General features: G+C 63.7%; 11 protein-coding genes. 9 read left to right on the top strand and 2 right to left on the bottom strand.

Annotated elements, in window-relative coordinates:
* The first annotated feature begins 313 nt into the window (after positions 1–313).
* From NO934_RS08855 to NO934_RS08835, 5 genes are all read left to right on the top strand, one after another.
* Positions 314–790: a TerB family tellurite resistance protein gene (locus NO934_RS08855; RefSeq protein WP_309163591.1), complete on the top strand. Its 477-nt coding sequence runs from the start codon at positions 314–316 to the stop codon at positions 788–790.
* A gap of 321 nt (positions 791–1,111) precedes the next feature.
* A complete protein-coding gene (locus NO934_RS08850) occupies positions 1,112–1,417 on the top strand; it encodes a YggT family protein (protein WP_309163590.1) in 306 nt (101 codons plus the stop codon).
* 19 nt (positions 1,418–1,436) lie between these two features.
* Positions 1,437–1,757: a DUF167 family protein gene (locus tag NO934_RS08845; protein WP_309163589.1), complete on the top strand. Its 321-nt coding sequence runs from the start codon at positions 1,437–1,439 to the stop codon at positions 1,755–1,757.
* A gap of 288 nt (positions 1,758–2,045) precedes the next feature.
* Entirely contained in the window at positions 2,046–4,178 is a 2,133-nt protein-coding gene (locus NO934_RS08840) for a sodium-translocating pyrophosphatase (protein ID WP_309163588.1), read from the top strand.
* A gap of 186 nt (positions 4,179–4,364) precedes the next feature.
* Positions 4,365–9,122 (top strand): NAD-glutamate dehydrogenase, encoded by a 4,758-nt coding sequence (locus NO934_RS08835; RefSeq protein WP_309163587.1) that lies wholly within the window; start codon positions 4,365–4,367, stop codon positions 9,120–9,122.
* A gap of 407 nt (positions 9,123–9,529) precedes the next feature.
* Here NO934_RS08835 and NO934_RS08830 read toward each other — a convergent pair whose 3' ends face one another.
* On the bottom strand, positions 9,530–10,450 hold the full coding sequence (locus tag NO934_RS08830; protein ID WP_309163585.1) for a glycerophosphodiester phosphodiesterase family protein: 921 nt from the start codon (positions 10,448–10,450) through the stop codon (positions 9,530–9,532).
* Positions 10,451–10,636: 186 nt separating this feature from the next.
* On the opposite strand from NO934_RS08830, the gene ppa reads away from it, so the two are divergent.
* From ppa to NO934_RS08815, 3 genes are all read left to right on the top strand, one after another.
* Positions 10,637–11,167 (top strand): inorganic diphosphatase, encoded by a 531-nt coding sequence (gene ppa, locus NO934_RS08825; RefSeq protein WP_309163584.1) that lies wholly within the window; start codon positions 10,637–10,639, stop codon positions 11,165–11,167.
* A gap of 341 nt (positions 11,168–11,508) precedes the next feature.
* Positions 11,509–12,918, top strand: coding sequence for a 3-isopropylmalate dehydratase large subunit (gene leuC / locus NO934_RS08820; RefSeq protein WP_309163582.1), 1,410 nt, complete (start codon positions 11,509–11,511; stop codon positions 12,916–12,918).
* An 89-nt stretch (positions 12,919–13,007) separates the two neighbouring features.
* Positions 13,008–13,439: a metallopeptidase family protein gene (locus NO934_RS08815; protein WP_309163581.1), complete on the top strand. Its 432-nt coding sequence runs from the start codon at positions 13,008–13,010 to the stop codon at positions 13,437–13,439.
* 147 nt (positions 13,440–13,586) lie between these two features.
* Here NO934_RS08815 and NO934_RS08810 read toward each other — a convergent pair whose 3' ends face one another.
* Positions 13,587–13,904 (bottom strand): hypothetical protein, encoded by a 318-nt coding sequence (locus tag NO934_RS08810; RefSeq protein ID WP_309163580.1) that lies wholly within the window; start codon positions 13,902–13,904, stop codon positions 13,587–13,589.
* 213 nt (positions 13,905–14,117) lie between these two features.
* Between NO934_RS08810 and NO934_RS08805 the strand changes: the two genes are divergently transcribed.
* Entirely contained in the window at positions 14,118–15,311 is a 1,194-nt protein-coding gene (locus NO934_RS08805) for a GGDEF domain-containing protein (RefSeq protein ID WP_309163579.1), read from the top strand.
* Positions 15,312–15,370: the final 59 nt, after the last annotated feature.

Genomic DNA, 15,370 nt, shown 5'->3' with positions numbered 1-15,370 from the left:
TCTTTGTCGATAAAGGGTCGCAGGCACGCTGGGAACGTGACAAATCTGCTCACCGACAACCATCCGCCTCCCAACGCACACATCGCCATCGCCAACGCGGCGTCATCTAACCCCTCGTCGAGGCAAAGACAACATCGTGAGGGGCGCGATTGTCCGGTCATAACCGGCTATGGCGGAACGCACCGTCCCCTGTGGCAGGTAAACGACAGACGGCAAAATCCTTACTCACGCTCTGTTGCCCCCGCTTGAGCCCGGCGGTCCCTCTCCTTAACCTTGGGGTGAAATTGTCCTCCTGCCCAAGACGAGCCGGTTCATGTTCGACGCCATTGCCCGCCTTTTCGGCCAGCCCGAAATCAACGCCGCCCAGCCCATGGAGCCGCGCATGGCGGTTGCCGCGCTGCTCGTGCACCTGGCTTCCGTCGATGGCGCTTCGAGCCCCATCGAAGCCAAGGCGATCGCCAACGCGCTCAAGGACCACTATGATCTGGAGGAAGGAGAGGTCAAAAAGCTTCTTGCCGAAGCGCGACGCCGCGATCGCGACGCGGTCGATTTCTACCAGTTCACCACCCGGCTGGCCCGGCTCGAGGAAGCCGAGAAGATCGAGATCATCAGGATGATGTGGCAGGTGGTCTTTGCGGACGATTCCAATCACGAGCTCGAGGACAACATGGTCTGGCGCGTGGCCGAGTTGATCGGCGTCTCCTCGCGCCAGCGCACGATATTGCGCAATCAGGCCAAGCGCTCCACCACCCCGCCCGATACCGTTCCGCAGGACAGCGAAGAAGGCTGACCGGCCAACTCTCCCATTTTGCAATGCCAGCAATTGCAAAATGCAATGCTGGGCCGCGATGGGGTTCCTGGGTTTAGACTAAAATTGCAGCGATCGCGCCGGTTCTGCTCCATGGGGAAAGATCTGGCACGCCGCATGCATAGCTTCACCCATCCGGAACTTTGTGTGTTGCGTACCGGGTAAACTCTTGCAAAGGCCCCAGCCTCGCGTACTGAGGCGGGCCTTTTTTCTTGCCCCTGCTCCATGCGGCTGCGGCGGCAACCATTTCTTTTCCCGTTTGAGCACTTTATATAGACCCCGATCGCGAAAAAGGGACCGCCCATGCTGTTTGGACTTTTGCAGTTTATCGACGTCGTGCTGAGCCTCGTCATCTTCATCATGATCGCCCAGGTGATCGTGAGCTGGCTTTTGGCTTTCAACATCCTCAACATGTCCAACCAGTTCGTGGCCACCATTGCCAACGCGCTCTGGCAATTGACCAATCCGCTGCTCGCCCCCATCAGGCGCATGCTGCCTAACTTCGGCGGTTTGGACATTTCGCCCATCATCTTGTTCCTGGCGATCTATTTCATTCGCCTGGTGATCCTTTATCCCTTGATGCGCCAGGTCGCGATGCAGGGCCTCTGATCGAGGCTCCTGTCCGGTCGTGACCGACCCGGCCTTTTTCACCCTCACCCCCGATGGCGCGCGGCTTGCCCTGCGCGTCACGCCCAATGCGCGCACCGCCCTGATCGATGGGCCCGAGCTGCGCGCCGACGGCTCCTGCGCCCTCAAGGTTCGCGTGGCTGCCCCGCCCGACAAGGGCGCCGCCAATGCCGCCGTCCTCACGCTTCTTGCCAAAGTCACCGGCCTTCCCAAATCCGCCTTCACTCTCATCAGCGGGCAAACCAGCCGCTCAAAGCTCGTGGCCATTGCCGGCGACCCCCAACGCCTCGCCACCATTCTGGCGCGACTTTCCTTCCGATAGGTCAATACTGATGCAGCGCCGTCCTTGTTGCGATTCAAGGCGCTAACATCAAATAAGCCAGCAACCCTGACCAATAAAGGCACAAGAATATCGATTGCCTCTAGCCGTGGGTTCCGCCTATCTTCCTTTCGGAACTGCGCTGCGTCGCAGATCTGCGTCCATCCCAGGGAGAGGGAACGTTGGGAGGGGCGGGAAGGATAATAAACCGGACCGGGCGGAAGTTTTCGGCCAGCGCGGCCGCACCCTTCTTTGAGCCCTTTCCGGGTTCAAAGTGAGGGGAATAAGACTATGACTTTGGCCTTATGGCTGATTATTGCTTGTGGCGTCCTCTCGGTCGTCTACGGCATCGTGACAACGCGCACGCTTCTGGCCGCCAATGCCGGCAGCCCGCGCATGCAGGAAATCTCAAACGCCGTGCGCGAAGGCGCCACCGCCTATCTTCGCCGCCAATACACCACCATCGCCATCGTCGGCGTCGTGATCCTCATCCTCGCCTGGCTGTTGCTCGGCCTTTATGCCGCCATCGGCTTTCTGATCGGCGCCGTTCTCTCGGGGGCGGCCGGTTTTATCGGCATGCATGTCTCGGTCCGCGCCAATGTCCGCGTCGCCCAGGCCGCCACCGCCTCGCTTGCCGGCGGGCTAGACCTTGCCTTCAAATCCGGCGCCGTTACCGGGCTGCTGGTCGCGGGCCTCGGCCTTCTGGGCGTCACTGTCTATTTCCTCGTTCTTGTTTCCATCGGCTTTGCCGCCACCGACCGCACGGTGATCGACGCGCTCGTCGCCCTGGGCTTCGGCGCCTCGCTGATCTCGATCTTCGCCCGTCTGGGCGGCGGCATCTTCACCAAGGGCGCCGATGTGGGCGGCGACATGGTGGGCAAGGTCGAAGCGGGCATCCCCGAGGACGATCCGCGCAACCCCGCCACCATCGCCGACAATGTGGGTGACAATGTCGGTGACTGCGCCGGCATGGCCGCCGACCTGTTCGAAACCTATGTGGTGACCGTGGTCGCCACCATGGTGCTCGCCGCCATTATCCTGCCCGCCGAATTGCAACTGCTCGGCATGGTGCTGCCGCTCGCCATCGGCGGCGTATGCGTTTTGACCTCGATCGCCGGCACCTTCTTTGTCAAGCTCGGCGCCTCGGGTAACATCATGGGCGCGCTCTACAAGGGCGTCATCGCCACCGGCGTTCTCTCGCTTATCGCGCTACTGCCGGTCATGTGGCTTCTCTTCGGTGACATGGGCACCCCCATCACCGTCGGTGACACCATCTTCACCCCGTGGGCGCTCTATTTCTGCGGCATCGCCGGGCTGGTGATCACCGGCTTGATCATCTGGATCACCGAATATTACACCGGCACCGACCGCCGCCCGGTCAATTCCATCGCCGAAGCCTCGATCACCGGCCACGGCACCAACGTCATCCAGGGCTTGGCGGTCTCGCTTGAATCCACCGCCCTGCCGGCCCTGGTGATCATCGCCGGCATCATCGTCACCTATTCACTGGCGGGCCTGTTCGGCATCGGGGTGGCTGTCGTCACCATGCTGGCCTTGGCCGGCATGATCGTGGCGCTCGACGCCTTCGGCCCGGTCACCGACAATGCCGGCGGCATCGCCGAAATGGCGGGCCTGCCCGATGAGGTGCGCAAGAACACCGACGCCCTCGATGCTGTCGGCAACACCACAAAAGCGGTGACCAAAGGCTACGCCATCGGCTCGGCGGGCCTGGGTGCCCTTGTGCTGTTCGCCGCCTACACCCAGGACCTTTCCTACTTCATCTCCACCGCCGCCGAAGGCAATTTCTTCTTCGGCGTGGGCGAGGTGAGCTTCTCGCTCGCCGACCCTTACGTCGTTGTGGGCCTCCTCTTCGGCGGTCTTCTGCCTTTCCTTTTCGGCGGCATGAGCATGACCGCCGTGGGCCGGGCCGCCCAGGCCGTGGTCGTCGAGGTGAGGCGTCAGTTCCGGGAAAACCCCGGCATCATGGAGGGCACCACCAAGCCCGATTACGGCCGCGCCGTCGACATGCTGACCAAGGCGGCCATCCGGGAGATGATTGTCCCCTCGCTGCTGCCGGTCCTTTCCCCAATCGTCGCCTTCTTCGTCATCCTCCTGATCGCCGGCAAGGCCGCGGCCTTCGCCGCGCTGGGCGCCATGCTGCTCGGCGTCATCGTCACCGGCCTTTTCGTCGCCATCTCCATGACGGCGGGCGGCGGCGCCTGGGACAACGCCAAAAAGAGCTTCGAGGACGGGTTCACCGATTCCACCGGCCAGACCCACTACAAGGGGTCCGAAGCCCACAAGGCTTCGGTCACCGGCGACACGGTGGGCGATCCCTACAAGGACACCGCCGGCCCGGCGGTGAACCCGATGATCAAGATCACCAACATCATCGCCCTCCTGCTGCTGGCCGTCCTTCACTAACGGTGGACCATCATTTCGGAGTCGGGCAACCTTGCCCGGCTCTTTTCGTTCTGCCTTACGATGGGGCAGCCATCCTGACAGATACCAAGGTATTATGTCTTTGAATTTTAAAGATGATATTGGACTTGTCCATCAAGCTGGAATAGCGTGTCCGTTATGGCGGACGTGGTTGAGGGACGCTTGGCAATGATCGAATCCACCGAAGCGCGCATGGGCGAATGGCGCGACCGGCTCACCCACCTCAAGACCGAAAGCCCCGAACTATTCGGCTTCATCGCCAACGCGCTGCGCTCGGCCGATGAGCAGGACCTGGCGCTTTACGATCCGCAGACGCTCGAAACCCTGCTCCGGCGCACCTTTTCCGAAATCGGCCACCGCGCGCCCGGCAAAGCCGATATCCGCATCTGGACCCCTGAGATCGTGGATGGCGTCACGATCATCGATATCCACTCAGCCGATACCCCCTTCATCGTCGATTCCGCGCTGGCCGCCATCCGCGCCGCCGGCGGATCGATCCGCTTCATGACCCATCCGGTCGTTGCGCTCGACACCGCCGCCGCCCCTTGGCGCGTTCTCGACGCCCCCACCGAGCACTCGCGCAACGAAAGCGTGCTGCAGGTCCACATCGACACCCCCGCCGATCCGAAAACGCTCGAAACCATCCGCCTCGAGCTCGGCCAGACCATGGCCCAGGTGCGCGCCGCCGTCCTCGATTGGCGCGACATGCTCGAACGCCTGCGCACCGTTGTCGTCTCCTACCGCTCCCACCCGCCCCAGATGCGCGAACCCGCGCTCACCGAAGCCATCCACTTCCTCGCCTGGCTCGCCGACCACAATTTCACCTTCCTCGGCATGCGCGAATATCATTTGACCGGTGAGGGCGAGGACAAGACTCTGGTGCCCGTCGAAGGCTCGGGCCTGGGCATATTGCGCGACCCCGATTACCTCTACCTGCGCGAGGGCAACACCTACACCCATATGAACGCCCAGCACCTGGCGTTCCTTGATACCGACGAGCCGCTGATGGTCACCAAGGCCAATCGCCGCGCCCTCGTCCACCGCCGCATCCATATGGATTATGTCGGGGTCAAGACCTTCGACGAGACGGGCACCATCACCGGCGAATTGCGCATTCTGGGGCTTTTCACTTCCGCGTCCCAAGCCACTCCGGCCACCGAGGTCCCGCTGGTGCGCCGCAAGATCGCCGAAGTGATCCGCCGCTCGGGCTTCGATCCGCGCTCCCATGCCGGCAAGGCCCTGATGACCACGCTCGACAACTATCCGCGCGACGAGCTGTTCCAGATCTCGGTGGATGAACTCTCCGAATTCGCCACAGTCATCTCCACCCTTCCCGACCGCCCCCGCGTCCGCGTCCTGCCGCGCATCGACAGGTTCGACAATTTCGTTTCCGTCCTCGTCTACCTCCCCCGTGACCGCTTCGATTCCTCCGTCCGCGCCCGCATCGGCGAGCATCTCGCCGTCCGCTATGACGGCCATCTTTCCGCCTTCACCCCCGATTTCCCCGAAGGCGATCTGGCCCGCGTCCATTTCATCATCGGCCGCAACAATGGCGAAACCCCGCGCCCGGATCGTGAGGACTTAGAAGCCGAAATCTCCGAGCTCACCCGCACCTTTGCCGATCGCCTGCTCTCGGCGGCCCCCCATCCCGGCGAGATCGCCGACTACGCCGACGCCTTTTCCCCCGATTACCAGATCGCCCATTCCCACGCCGATGCGCTCGACGACATCGCGCTTTTCTCCTCGCTCGGTCCCGACAACCCCCTCGCCCTGCGCCTCGTTCCCGGCGAGGAAGGCCCCCACAGCCTCACGCTGAACGTCTACCACCGCGCCGATCCGATCCCGCTCTCGGCCCGGGTACCTATGCTGGAAAATTTCGGCTTCGGGGTGGTCGACGAACGCACCTTCACCATCCACCCTCGCGGCCGCCAGCCGCGTTTTCTGCACGCCATGGCGCTTGAGGTGCCTGCCGGCCTGCCCCTCGATCTGGCGGCAAGCGCCGCCCGCATCGAGGATGCGATCCTGGCGGTGGCGCGCGGGGTCGCCGAAAACGACGGCTACAACCGGCTCACCCTCGTTGCCGGTCTCGCCCACGCCGATGTGGCCATCCTGCGGGCGCTCGGCCGCTATCTCAAGCAGATCGGCATCGCCTTCTCCCAGACCTATATCTGGACGGCGCTCGCCGCCCATCCCGCCATCGCCCGCGCCCTGGTCGAGCTGTTCCACACGCTCCACGATCCCCATCTCGATAGCGACCGCGCCCAGGCGGCTCAGGCGCTCCACCAGGGGATCGCCACCGGGCTCGACGCCATCACCTCGATCGACGAGGACAGGATCATCCGCCGGCTCCTGAACCTCATCGAAGCGAGCGTCAGGACCAATCTCTACCAGCGCGTTGATGGCAAGCCTCGCCCGGCTCTGGCTATCAAGTTCGACGCCACGAAGATCGAAGGCCTGCCCCAGCCGCGCCCCTGGCGCGAGATTTTCGTCTATTCCCCCCGCGTCGAAGGCGTCCATATGCGCGGCGGCCCCATCGCCCGCGGCGGATTGCGCTGGTCCGACCGTCCCGAGGATTTCCGCACCGAAATCCTGGGGCTGGTCAAGGCGCAGATGGTCAAGAACGCAGTGATCGTGCCGGTCGGCGCCAAGGGCGGGTTCGTTCCGCGCCTGATGCCCGCCAGTCCCGACCGCGAAACCTTCATGGCCGAGGGCACGGCCTGCTACAAGATCTTCGTCTCCGCCCTGCTCGACGTCACCGACAATCTCGTGGGCGATACCGTCCTGCCCCCCGAAACCGTGTTCCGGCGCGACAATGACGACCCCTATCTGGTCGTTGCCGCCGACAAGGGCACGGCGAGCTTTTCCGACACCGCCAACGCCATCGCGCTCGAGCGCGACTATTGGCTGGGCGATGCCTTCGCCTCGGGCGGTTCGGCCGGCTACGATCACAAGAAAATGGGCATCACCGCCCGGGGCGGCTGGGAAGCGGTCAAGCGCCATTTCCGCGAAATGGACATCGACATCCAGACCCAGCCTTTTTCCGCCGTCGGGGTGGGCGATATGAGCGGCGACGTGTTCGGCAACGGCATACTGCTCAGCGAAAAAACCAGGCTGATCGCCGCTTTCGATCACCGCGACATCTTCATCGACCCCGATCCCGATCTCGAAAAGAGCTTTGCCGAGCGCCGGCGCCTGTTCACGCTGCCCCGCTCGAGCTGGCAGGACTACGACGCCGCGCTGATTTCCGAGGGCGGAGGCGTCTTTTCCCGCGCCGCCAAATCGATCCCGCTCACCCCCCAGATGCAGGCCGTGCTCGGCCTCTCGGCGGCCAGCGCCACCCCCGCCGAGATCATGTCGGCCATCCTTTCAGCCGATGTCGATCTTTTGTGGTTCGGCGGCATCGGCACCTATATCCGTGCCTCGACGGAAACCGACGCCCAAGTGGGCGACAAGGCCAATGACGCCATCCGCATCCCCGCCGTTTCGGTCCGCGCCAGGGTGATCGGCGAAGGCGCCAATCTCGGCGTCACCCAACGCGGCCGCGTGGAATACGCACTCAGCGGCGGCCGTATCAACACCGACGCCATCGACAATTCGGCAGGCGTCAACTCCTCCGATCTCGAGGTCAACATCAAGATCGCGCTTTCGGACCTTGTGCGCTCCGGCCAGCTCGAGCTTGGGGCCCGCAACGCCTTCCTTGCCGAGATGACGGACGAGGTGGCCGAGCTGTGCCTGAGGAACAACTACCTCCAGACCCTCGCCCTGTCCCTGGCCCAACGCCGGGGCATGGCCGATTTCCCCGACCTCGTCGATTTTATCGAGACGCTGGAAAAAGCCGGCGAGATCAACCGCGCCGTCGAATATCTTCCCGACGATCAGACCCTTGCCGAGCGCGCCGCCACCGGTGTGGGCTTCACCCGCCCCGAGCTCGCCGTGCTGCTCGCCTATGCCAAGCTCGATCTTTACGACAAGCTGCTCGCCTCCCCGGTCCCGGACGATCCCTATCTGGCCCGCGAGCTGTTCCGCTATTTCCCCGAAACGCTGAAGGCCCGCTTTCCCGAGGCGATCGAGACCCATCGCCTGCGCCGCGAGGTGATCGCGACGGTCCTTTCCAACGCCATGATCAATCGCGGCGGCCCGGCGTTCGTTACGCGGCTGGTGACCATCACCGCTGCCGAGCCGGGCGCCGTCGCCTTTGCCTATGCCGCCGCCCGCGACAGTTTCGAGCTTCAGGAGCTGAACGCGGCGATCGATGCCCTCGACAACCGCGTTTCGGGCGAAACCCAATTGGCGCTTTATGTCGAAGTGCAGTCCCTGCAGGTCGATATGGCCCTGTGGTTCCTGCGCAATGAAGAATTTTCCGGCGGGCTCTCGGGACTGATCGAGCGCTATCGCTCCGGCATTGCAACGGTCCGCGCCGCGCTCCCCGATCTGGTTTCCGCCTTCCTTGCCGAAGCCACCGCAACCCAGGAGCGCGGCTTTGAAGCCGGCGGCACCCCGCCCGACCTCGCCCGCCGCATCGCCGCCCTTTCCGTCCTGTCCCTGGCCCCCGACGCGGTCCTCGTCGCCTATCGCTGCAATGCCGAAGTCCGCGACGCGGCCACCGCCATGTTCGCGGTGATCGACATGTTCAAGCTCGGGCGCCTGACCGAACACCGTGCAACGATCGCCGCCGCCGACCGCTTCGACCGCATGGCCATCGACCGGGCCCTCGCCAATCTCACCCGCGCCCTGCGCGACCTTTCCGCCGATATCCTCTCGGCCGGCGACGGCCCCATTCAAACGCGCATCGAAGCCTGGAAGACCCCCCGCCAGACCGCCATTTCCCGCATGGCCGAAACGGTGTCCGATCTGATCGAGGGCGACCTGACCATCTCCCGCCTCTCTGTCGCCGCCGGCCTCCTGAGCGATCTGGCCAGAAGCTAGGATCGCTCGCGCCACCCTCTCCCTTTCGTCGTCTTCGGGCTTGACCCGGAGACCGCAGGGTTTCCGCGCAGCTCAGAAGAAGTGCGTTCCCCCACCTCTCCCGCACCACAGGCAGCGTTGCGGATCGTCGGGTAAAGCCCGACATGACGAACCAGAGGGTGGCGATGACGACCGCGACGACCGCTTTTGAACTTAACCCAAGGCTTGACCCGAGAGTGAGCACCGTCCTCCGGCCAAATCGCCTCACTGAGTTGATTTGCAAAGCAACCGCCCGGAGTGCAGCGCAGGACCGCAGTCAGAACCCCGCCCCTCCACCTCGTCGTCTTCGGGCTGGACCCGGAGACCCGCAAGGTTTCAACGCAGCTCAGAAAGAAGTGTGATCCCACACCTCTCCACGCCGCGCCCCATCACGCCCAGTCCGTGATCCCCAGCGCATCGAGCGCCGCCGAATACTGGTCGGTGCAAATAAACGGCAATCCCTCTTCCACGGCGCGGGTATAGAGGTTGGGGTTGACGTTGCCGGGCTCATAGCGCCTGTCGATGTTCTGCACGTCGAGAAGGGCCGGGGCATCGATTTCCGCCAAGGCCAGCGTGCCCTTCATGTTCGGCAGGTCGAACCCAGCCATGCCGATCAGATGCCCCGGATTGAGCCCGGTATCGAGGATCGACTGCACATCGGGCAGCCCCAGACCTTCGATGAACGGCACGAAATAGACGAGATCGGGCGCCAGCTCCTGGTAGTGTTCGAGAATCTCGCGCCCATAAGCGCTCACGATCACCCGCGATTCCGCGCCCCGCGCGCGCACCATCTCGACCAGCAGCGCCGGGTCGATATCCTTGGTGTCCAGCCACAGCATGGCGCCGTTCTCGCCCCAGTCGAGGAAGTCTTCGAAGGTCGGAATGGAGTAGCCCGTCGCCTGCCCCAGATTGTCGCGAAGGGTGAGCCCGGCAATATAATCGGCGGAAACCTCATCGACCCGTCCCGTCCCGGTCGTCCCCCGATCGAGCGTTTCGTCATGCACGCAAACCGGCACCCCATCGGCGCTGGTGCGCACGTCGATCTCGATAAAGGCCGGGCCGCGCTTGATCACCTGCTCGGCCCCGAAGATCGAACATTCCGGTATGCCGCCCCAAGGATAGTAACCCGCCCGGTGCGCCATGATCGCCGGGTGCTCCAGAAGCGCGCTCAGCCGGGTATAGGCTGCCAATTGGTCGGTTGAAGCGAACCGCTTGGTGAAGCTTGCGTCCTGCCCCAGCGCCGGCGTGCCCGAAAAAGCCGTGGCGGCAATCGTCGCCGAGCTCAGCGCCATGAAATCTCGTCTGTTCATTTGAAAATTCTGCCTATGGTGTGACCGCCCCCCTTCCCGGTTAGATCACGCCCATGAACGCAGCTTGACGGTCCCGTGCCAAACAGATGACACCGCCCGCAACCGATACGCCTTGCATTTGCCCCTCTCCCTAGGCAAAAAGCCTCCCGTCTCCTCCTCCCTCCCAACCAGGAAACGAACGGCACCATGAATATCGACGCCATCCCCGTGGGCAAAAACCCGCCCGAGGACCTCAACGTCATCATCGAAGTCCCCCTGGGCGGCGAGCCGATCAAATACGAGATCGACAAGGATTCCGGCGCCCTTTTCGTCGACCGCTTTCTCTATACGCCCATGCGCTATCCGGGAAATTACGGCTTCGTCCCCCACACCCTGTGCGGTGACGGCGACCCGCTCGACGTGATCGTCTTGAACTCCCGCCCCCTGGTTCCCGGCGCCGTCGTGCGTTCGCGCCCGGTCGGGGTGCTGTTCATGGAAGACGATGGCGGCCAAGACGAAAAGATCCTCGCGGTTCCCGTTTCCAAGCTCACCAAGATGTATGACGGCATTGCCGACGTTACCGATCTGCCCGAAATCCAGATCGAGCGCGTGAAGCACTTCTTCATGCACTACAAGGATCTCGAGCCCGGCAAATGGGCCAAGATCGATCGCATCGGCGGCGTCGAGGACGCCCGCAAGGTAATCCTCGATTCCATCGAAATGGCCAACAAGGGCTGATCGGACCGGGGGTGCGGCATCGGCTCCACCCCCTCCTTGTCATTGTGGGACTTGTTCGCCCAATCCAGGTGCAGCGCTGGCCGAAATCTCACATGCCAGTTACCGCCCCAACCCTTGACCAAAAGCCCCGCAAGCGCGTAAATAGCAGTCAACCGTACCCAAGGGTACGCCAAGTGTGTGGAGAGGCAGGTCAGGGCGCGCCGAAAAGCGGGTGATCGAGAACCGGAACGGAGCGTACATTTGGTACGTGAGTACCGGAAGCGCAGAGAGCCGCGGTTTGCACGCCGTCATCACCTGACTGTCCACACAACGTAACCTCACTGACTGGAATTTGCGCTCCGATGACCGCCAGGACCCTCTACGACAAAATCTGGGACGACCATGTTGTGGCCTATAACGAGGACGGCACCGCCATCCTCTATATCGACCGCCACCTCGTCCATGAAGTCACGAGCCCCCAGGCTTTCGAGGGACTGCGCCTCTCCGGCCGCAAGGTCCGCGCCCCCGAGCGCACCCTGGCCGTTGTCGACCACAACGTGCCGACCTCGGACCGCACCAACGGGATCGACGATCCCGAATCCCGGCTCCAGGTGGAAACCCTGGCCCAAAACGCGGCTGATTTCGGCGTCGAATATTACAACGAGCTCGATATCCGCCAGGGCATCGTCCACATCGTAGGCCCCGAACAGGGCTTCACGCTTCCGGGCATGACCATTGTGTGCGGTGACAGCCACACCTCGACCCACGGCGCTTTCGGCGCCCTGGCCCACGGCATCGGCACCTCGGAAGTCGAGCATGTCCTCGCCACGCAGACCCTGATCCAGCAAAAAGCGAAGAACATGCGCGTCGTCGTCGACGGCAAGCTCCCCGAGGGTGTTACGGCCAAGGACATCATCCTCGCCATCATCGGCGAGATCGGCACCGCCGGCGGCAATGGGCACGTCCTCGAATATGCCGGCGAGGCCATCCGCTCGCTCTCCATGGAAGGCCGCATGACGGTCTGCAATATGTCGATCGAAGGCGGCGCCCGCGCCGGGCTGATCGCGCCTGACGAAAAAACCTTCGCCTATGTCAAGGATCGCCCCCGCGCGCCCAAGGGGACCGCGTTCGACATGGCGCTCGACTATTGGAAGACGCTCTACACCGATGAGGGCGCCCATTTCGACAAGGAAGTGCGGCTCGACGCAGCCAATCTCCCCCCGATCGTTTCCTGGGGCTCCTCCCCCGAGGACGTGATTTCGGTCACCGGTGCCGTTCCCGATCCCGACCAGATCGCCGACGCCAACCGTCGGGCGTCGAAAAAGCGTGCCCTCGAATATATGGGCCTGGTCCCGGGCACGAAAATCACCGATATTGAGCTCGACAGGGTGTTCCTGGGCTCGTGCACCAATGGCCGCATCGAGGATCTGCGCGCCGCTGCCGCCATCGTCAAGGGTCACAAGGTCCACGATCGGGTCAACGCCATGGTCGTCCCCGGTTCGGGGCTGGTGAAAGCCCAGGCCGAAGCCGAAGGGCTCGACAAGATCTTCATCGCCGCCGGCTTCGATTGGCGCGAGCCCGGATGCTCCATGTGCCTGGCCATGAACGCCGACAAGCTCGCACCCGGCGAGCGCTGCGCTTCGACGTCCAACCGCAATTTCGAGGGCCGTCAGGGCTTCAAGGGCCGCACGCACCTTGTCTCCCCCATCATGGCCGCCGCCGCCGCCATCGCCGGCCGGTTCGTGGACATCCGCGAGTGGCCGCGCTCTTAAGGGGCGCGGCCTTGACGCCGGCCTTCCCTCCTCCCCCTCGCCGTCCTCGGGCTTGACCCGAGGACCCACGGGAAGCCACCGAGCCCCGCATGCCCCAAGACACCGAAGGCGACGCAAGATTGTGGGGCCCTCTCCCGGCTCCCTCGCTCGATGACATCGAAGCCCTCGCTATAGACGCGCTCGAATCTCTCCCCGAGCCCTTCCGCTCCATGTCCCGCGACGTCGAATGCCGCGTTGCCGAATTCCCCACCGAGGAGATCTGCAAGGACATGGACCTGGAAAGCCCCTTTGATCTCATGGGGCTTTTCGAGGGCATCGGGCGCACCGACGATGGCATCGTCCCGCAGACCGGTCAGATGCCCAACCGCGTCTGGCTCTACCGCCGCCCCATTCTTGACTATTGGGCCGAGCACACCGACACCTTGGGCGAAATCGTCACCCACGTCCTCGTCCACGAAATAGGCCACCATTTCGGCCTTTCGGACGACGACATGTACGCCATCGACGACGGCCTGCGCTAAATCTGTCTGACCGCCTTGCCCTCCAAAAGACCTCTCCTCTCCCCTGATAGGAGAGGGGCCGGGGGTGAGGGGCGCGCCTCTCGGCAGGCACCAGAAGCGGCTTGACCCGCAGGGGTGCCTCAAATGCAATGTACTCAGCGCCCTCTATCACCGCCTCGCCTCTTCCCGGCTCATGAACCGGAAATCGGCATAGGTATCCCCCTCGAGGTCGTCATCGACCACCAGCGCCAAATTCTGCGCCGAAAACGCGGCGTACCAGTCTTCCCAGCTCACCAGCTCGAACCCGCCGGTGGGCCGGTCGGGCCCCTCATTGTTGTCGGCATTGAGCATGTGCTGGTCGAAAGTGAGGTTGAGCAGGTATTGGTCCTTGCCGCCGGGGGCCGGCATGTCGGCCATGATCGGATTGCCGCCTCGCCCTTCGGTCCACGCCCGGATATCGGCAAGTTCGGTCAAGACTTTCGCCATTTGCTCTCTCCTTGTTGCTCTCGGACCAATCAACGGCGCAAAGGCATGTTCCGTTGCGACAAATCCCCGACTTGGCAGAGCCGCCGCGATCTGATTAACCGGACCTAGAGGCGCCCCTTCTTGCACACTTGCGGTTCGGAACGCGGCAAACAAGGATTGGGAGCAATTGACGTCCTGTGAGGCGGAAATGCTCGAGGAGTTCCGCGGGTCGAAATGAACGGCGCGATTTTGGTCTTTTGGGTGATCGTCGCCCTCTGCGTCGTCAAATCGGCGGCGTTCTTCGCGCTGGCCCGGTTTGATCCCGTCAATCGCCCAGCGCTCTGGTTTTCCGGCGCCTTTCTTGCCGCCGGCATCAGTTTTCTCGGCGAGATCGTCCTCGCCACTGGCCTCGCCACTGGCCTTGCCCCTGGCCCCACCCGCATGGTGATCGCCGTCGCCATGGTGATCATGTTCGTGCTCATCGCCCATGGCATCGCGCGGCGCTACCGCATCGACATGCCAGCCGGCGGAGGCCTGGCCATCGTCGCCGCCTCGGCGCTGCTCTATTATCTGATCCTCGACCTGCCGCGCGCTGATTTCACGCGTCAGATGCTCTACCAGATCCCCTACGCGCTCCTCAGTTTCCTCGCCCTCAGCGTCATCGCCCGCGCCCGGTCCAAAGCCTGGTATGACTGGCTGTTCATGGCGCTGTTCGCCCTCATCGGCCTTCATTTCCTGGGTAAGCCCTTCCTTGCGCGCTGGGCCGGCGGCGTCGGCGCCGAACCATCGGCATTTTCCGCCACCCTTTATGCGGGCCTTTCCACCGCCTCTGGCGCCATCCTGCTGCTGATCCTTTCGGCCGCCGGGCTGGCGCTGCTTCTGGCCGATACCGCTGGGCGCCTCATCCGCCGCGCCGAACGCGATGCGCAAACCGGATTGCTGAACCGGGCCGGCTTCAGCACCCATGCGGACCGCCACCTCCTCACCCTGGCCCAAGCCGAAAAGCCCCACGAGGAACGCCGCGACGTGGCGCTGACGCTCATCGCCGTCAACCGTCCCGCCCAGCCGCGCACCAGGGAGCAGTCCGTGGCGGCGCTGGCTGCCCTCATTCTCTCGGTGGCTCCCAGGCATGCCCTGATCGGCCGCATGGCCGATTTCGAATTCGCCATCCTCGCTCCGGGCAGCAATCTCTTTGCCGCCCGCCACACCGCCGAGGAGCTGCGCAAGAAGCTGCGCGCGCGCCTGGGTGAGATGGAAGGAGGGCTCACGCTCAGCATCGGCATCACCGAGCGCGAGCCTGGCGATCTCTATGCCGATCTTCTGGCGCGCGGACTTTGGGCGCTCGAGGAGGCCGAGCGCGCCGGCGGCAATTGCGTGCGGCTGGCCGCCCACTCCCAATTCGACCCCCTCGGCATCCGCCAGGGGTGAGCGTATAGCCAGGTGACAACGGTGCCGCGCTTCGGGCACGGGAGCGCCAACCGATAGAA

This window comes from Pelagibacterium sp. H642 (genome assembly GCF_031202855.1).
Taxonomy (GTDB): domain Bacteria; phylum Pseudomonadota; class Alphaproteobacteria; order Rhizobiales; family Devosiaceae; genus Pelagibacterium.
This window is presented reverse-complemented; position numbering and strand designations above follow the sequence as displayed.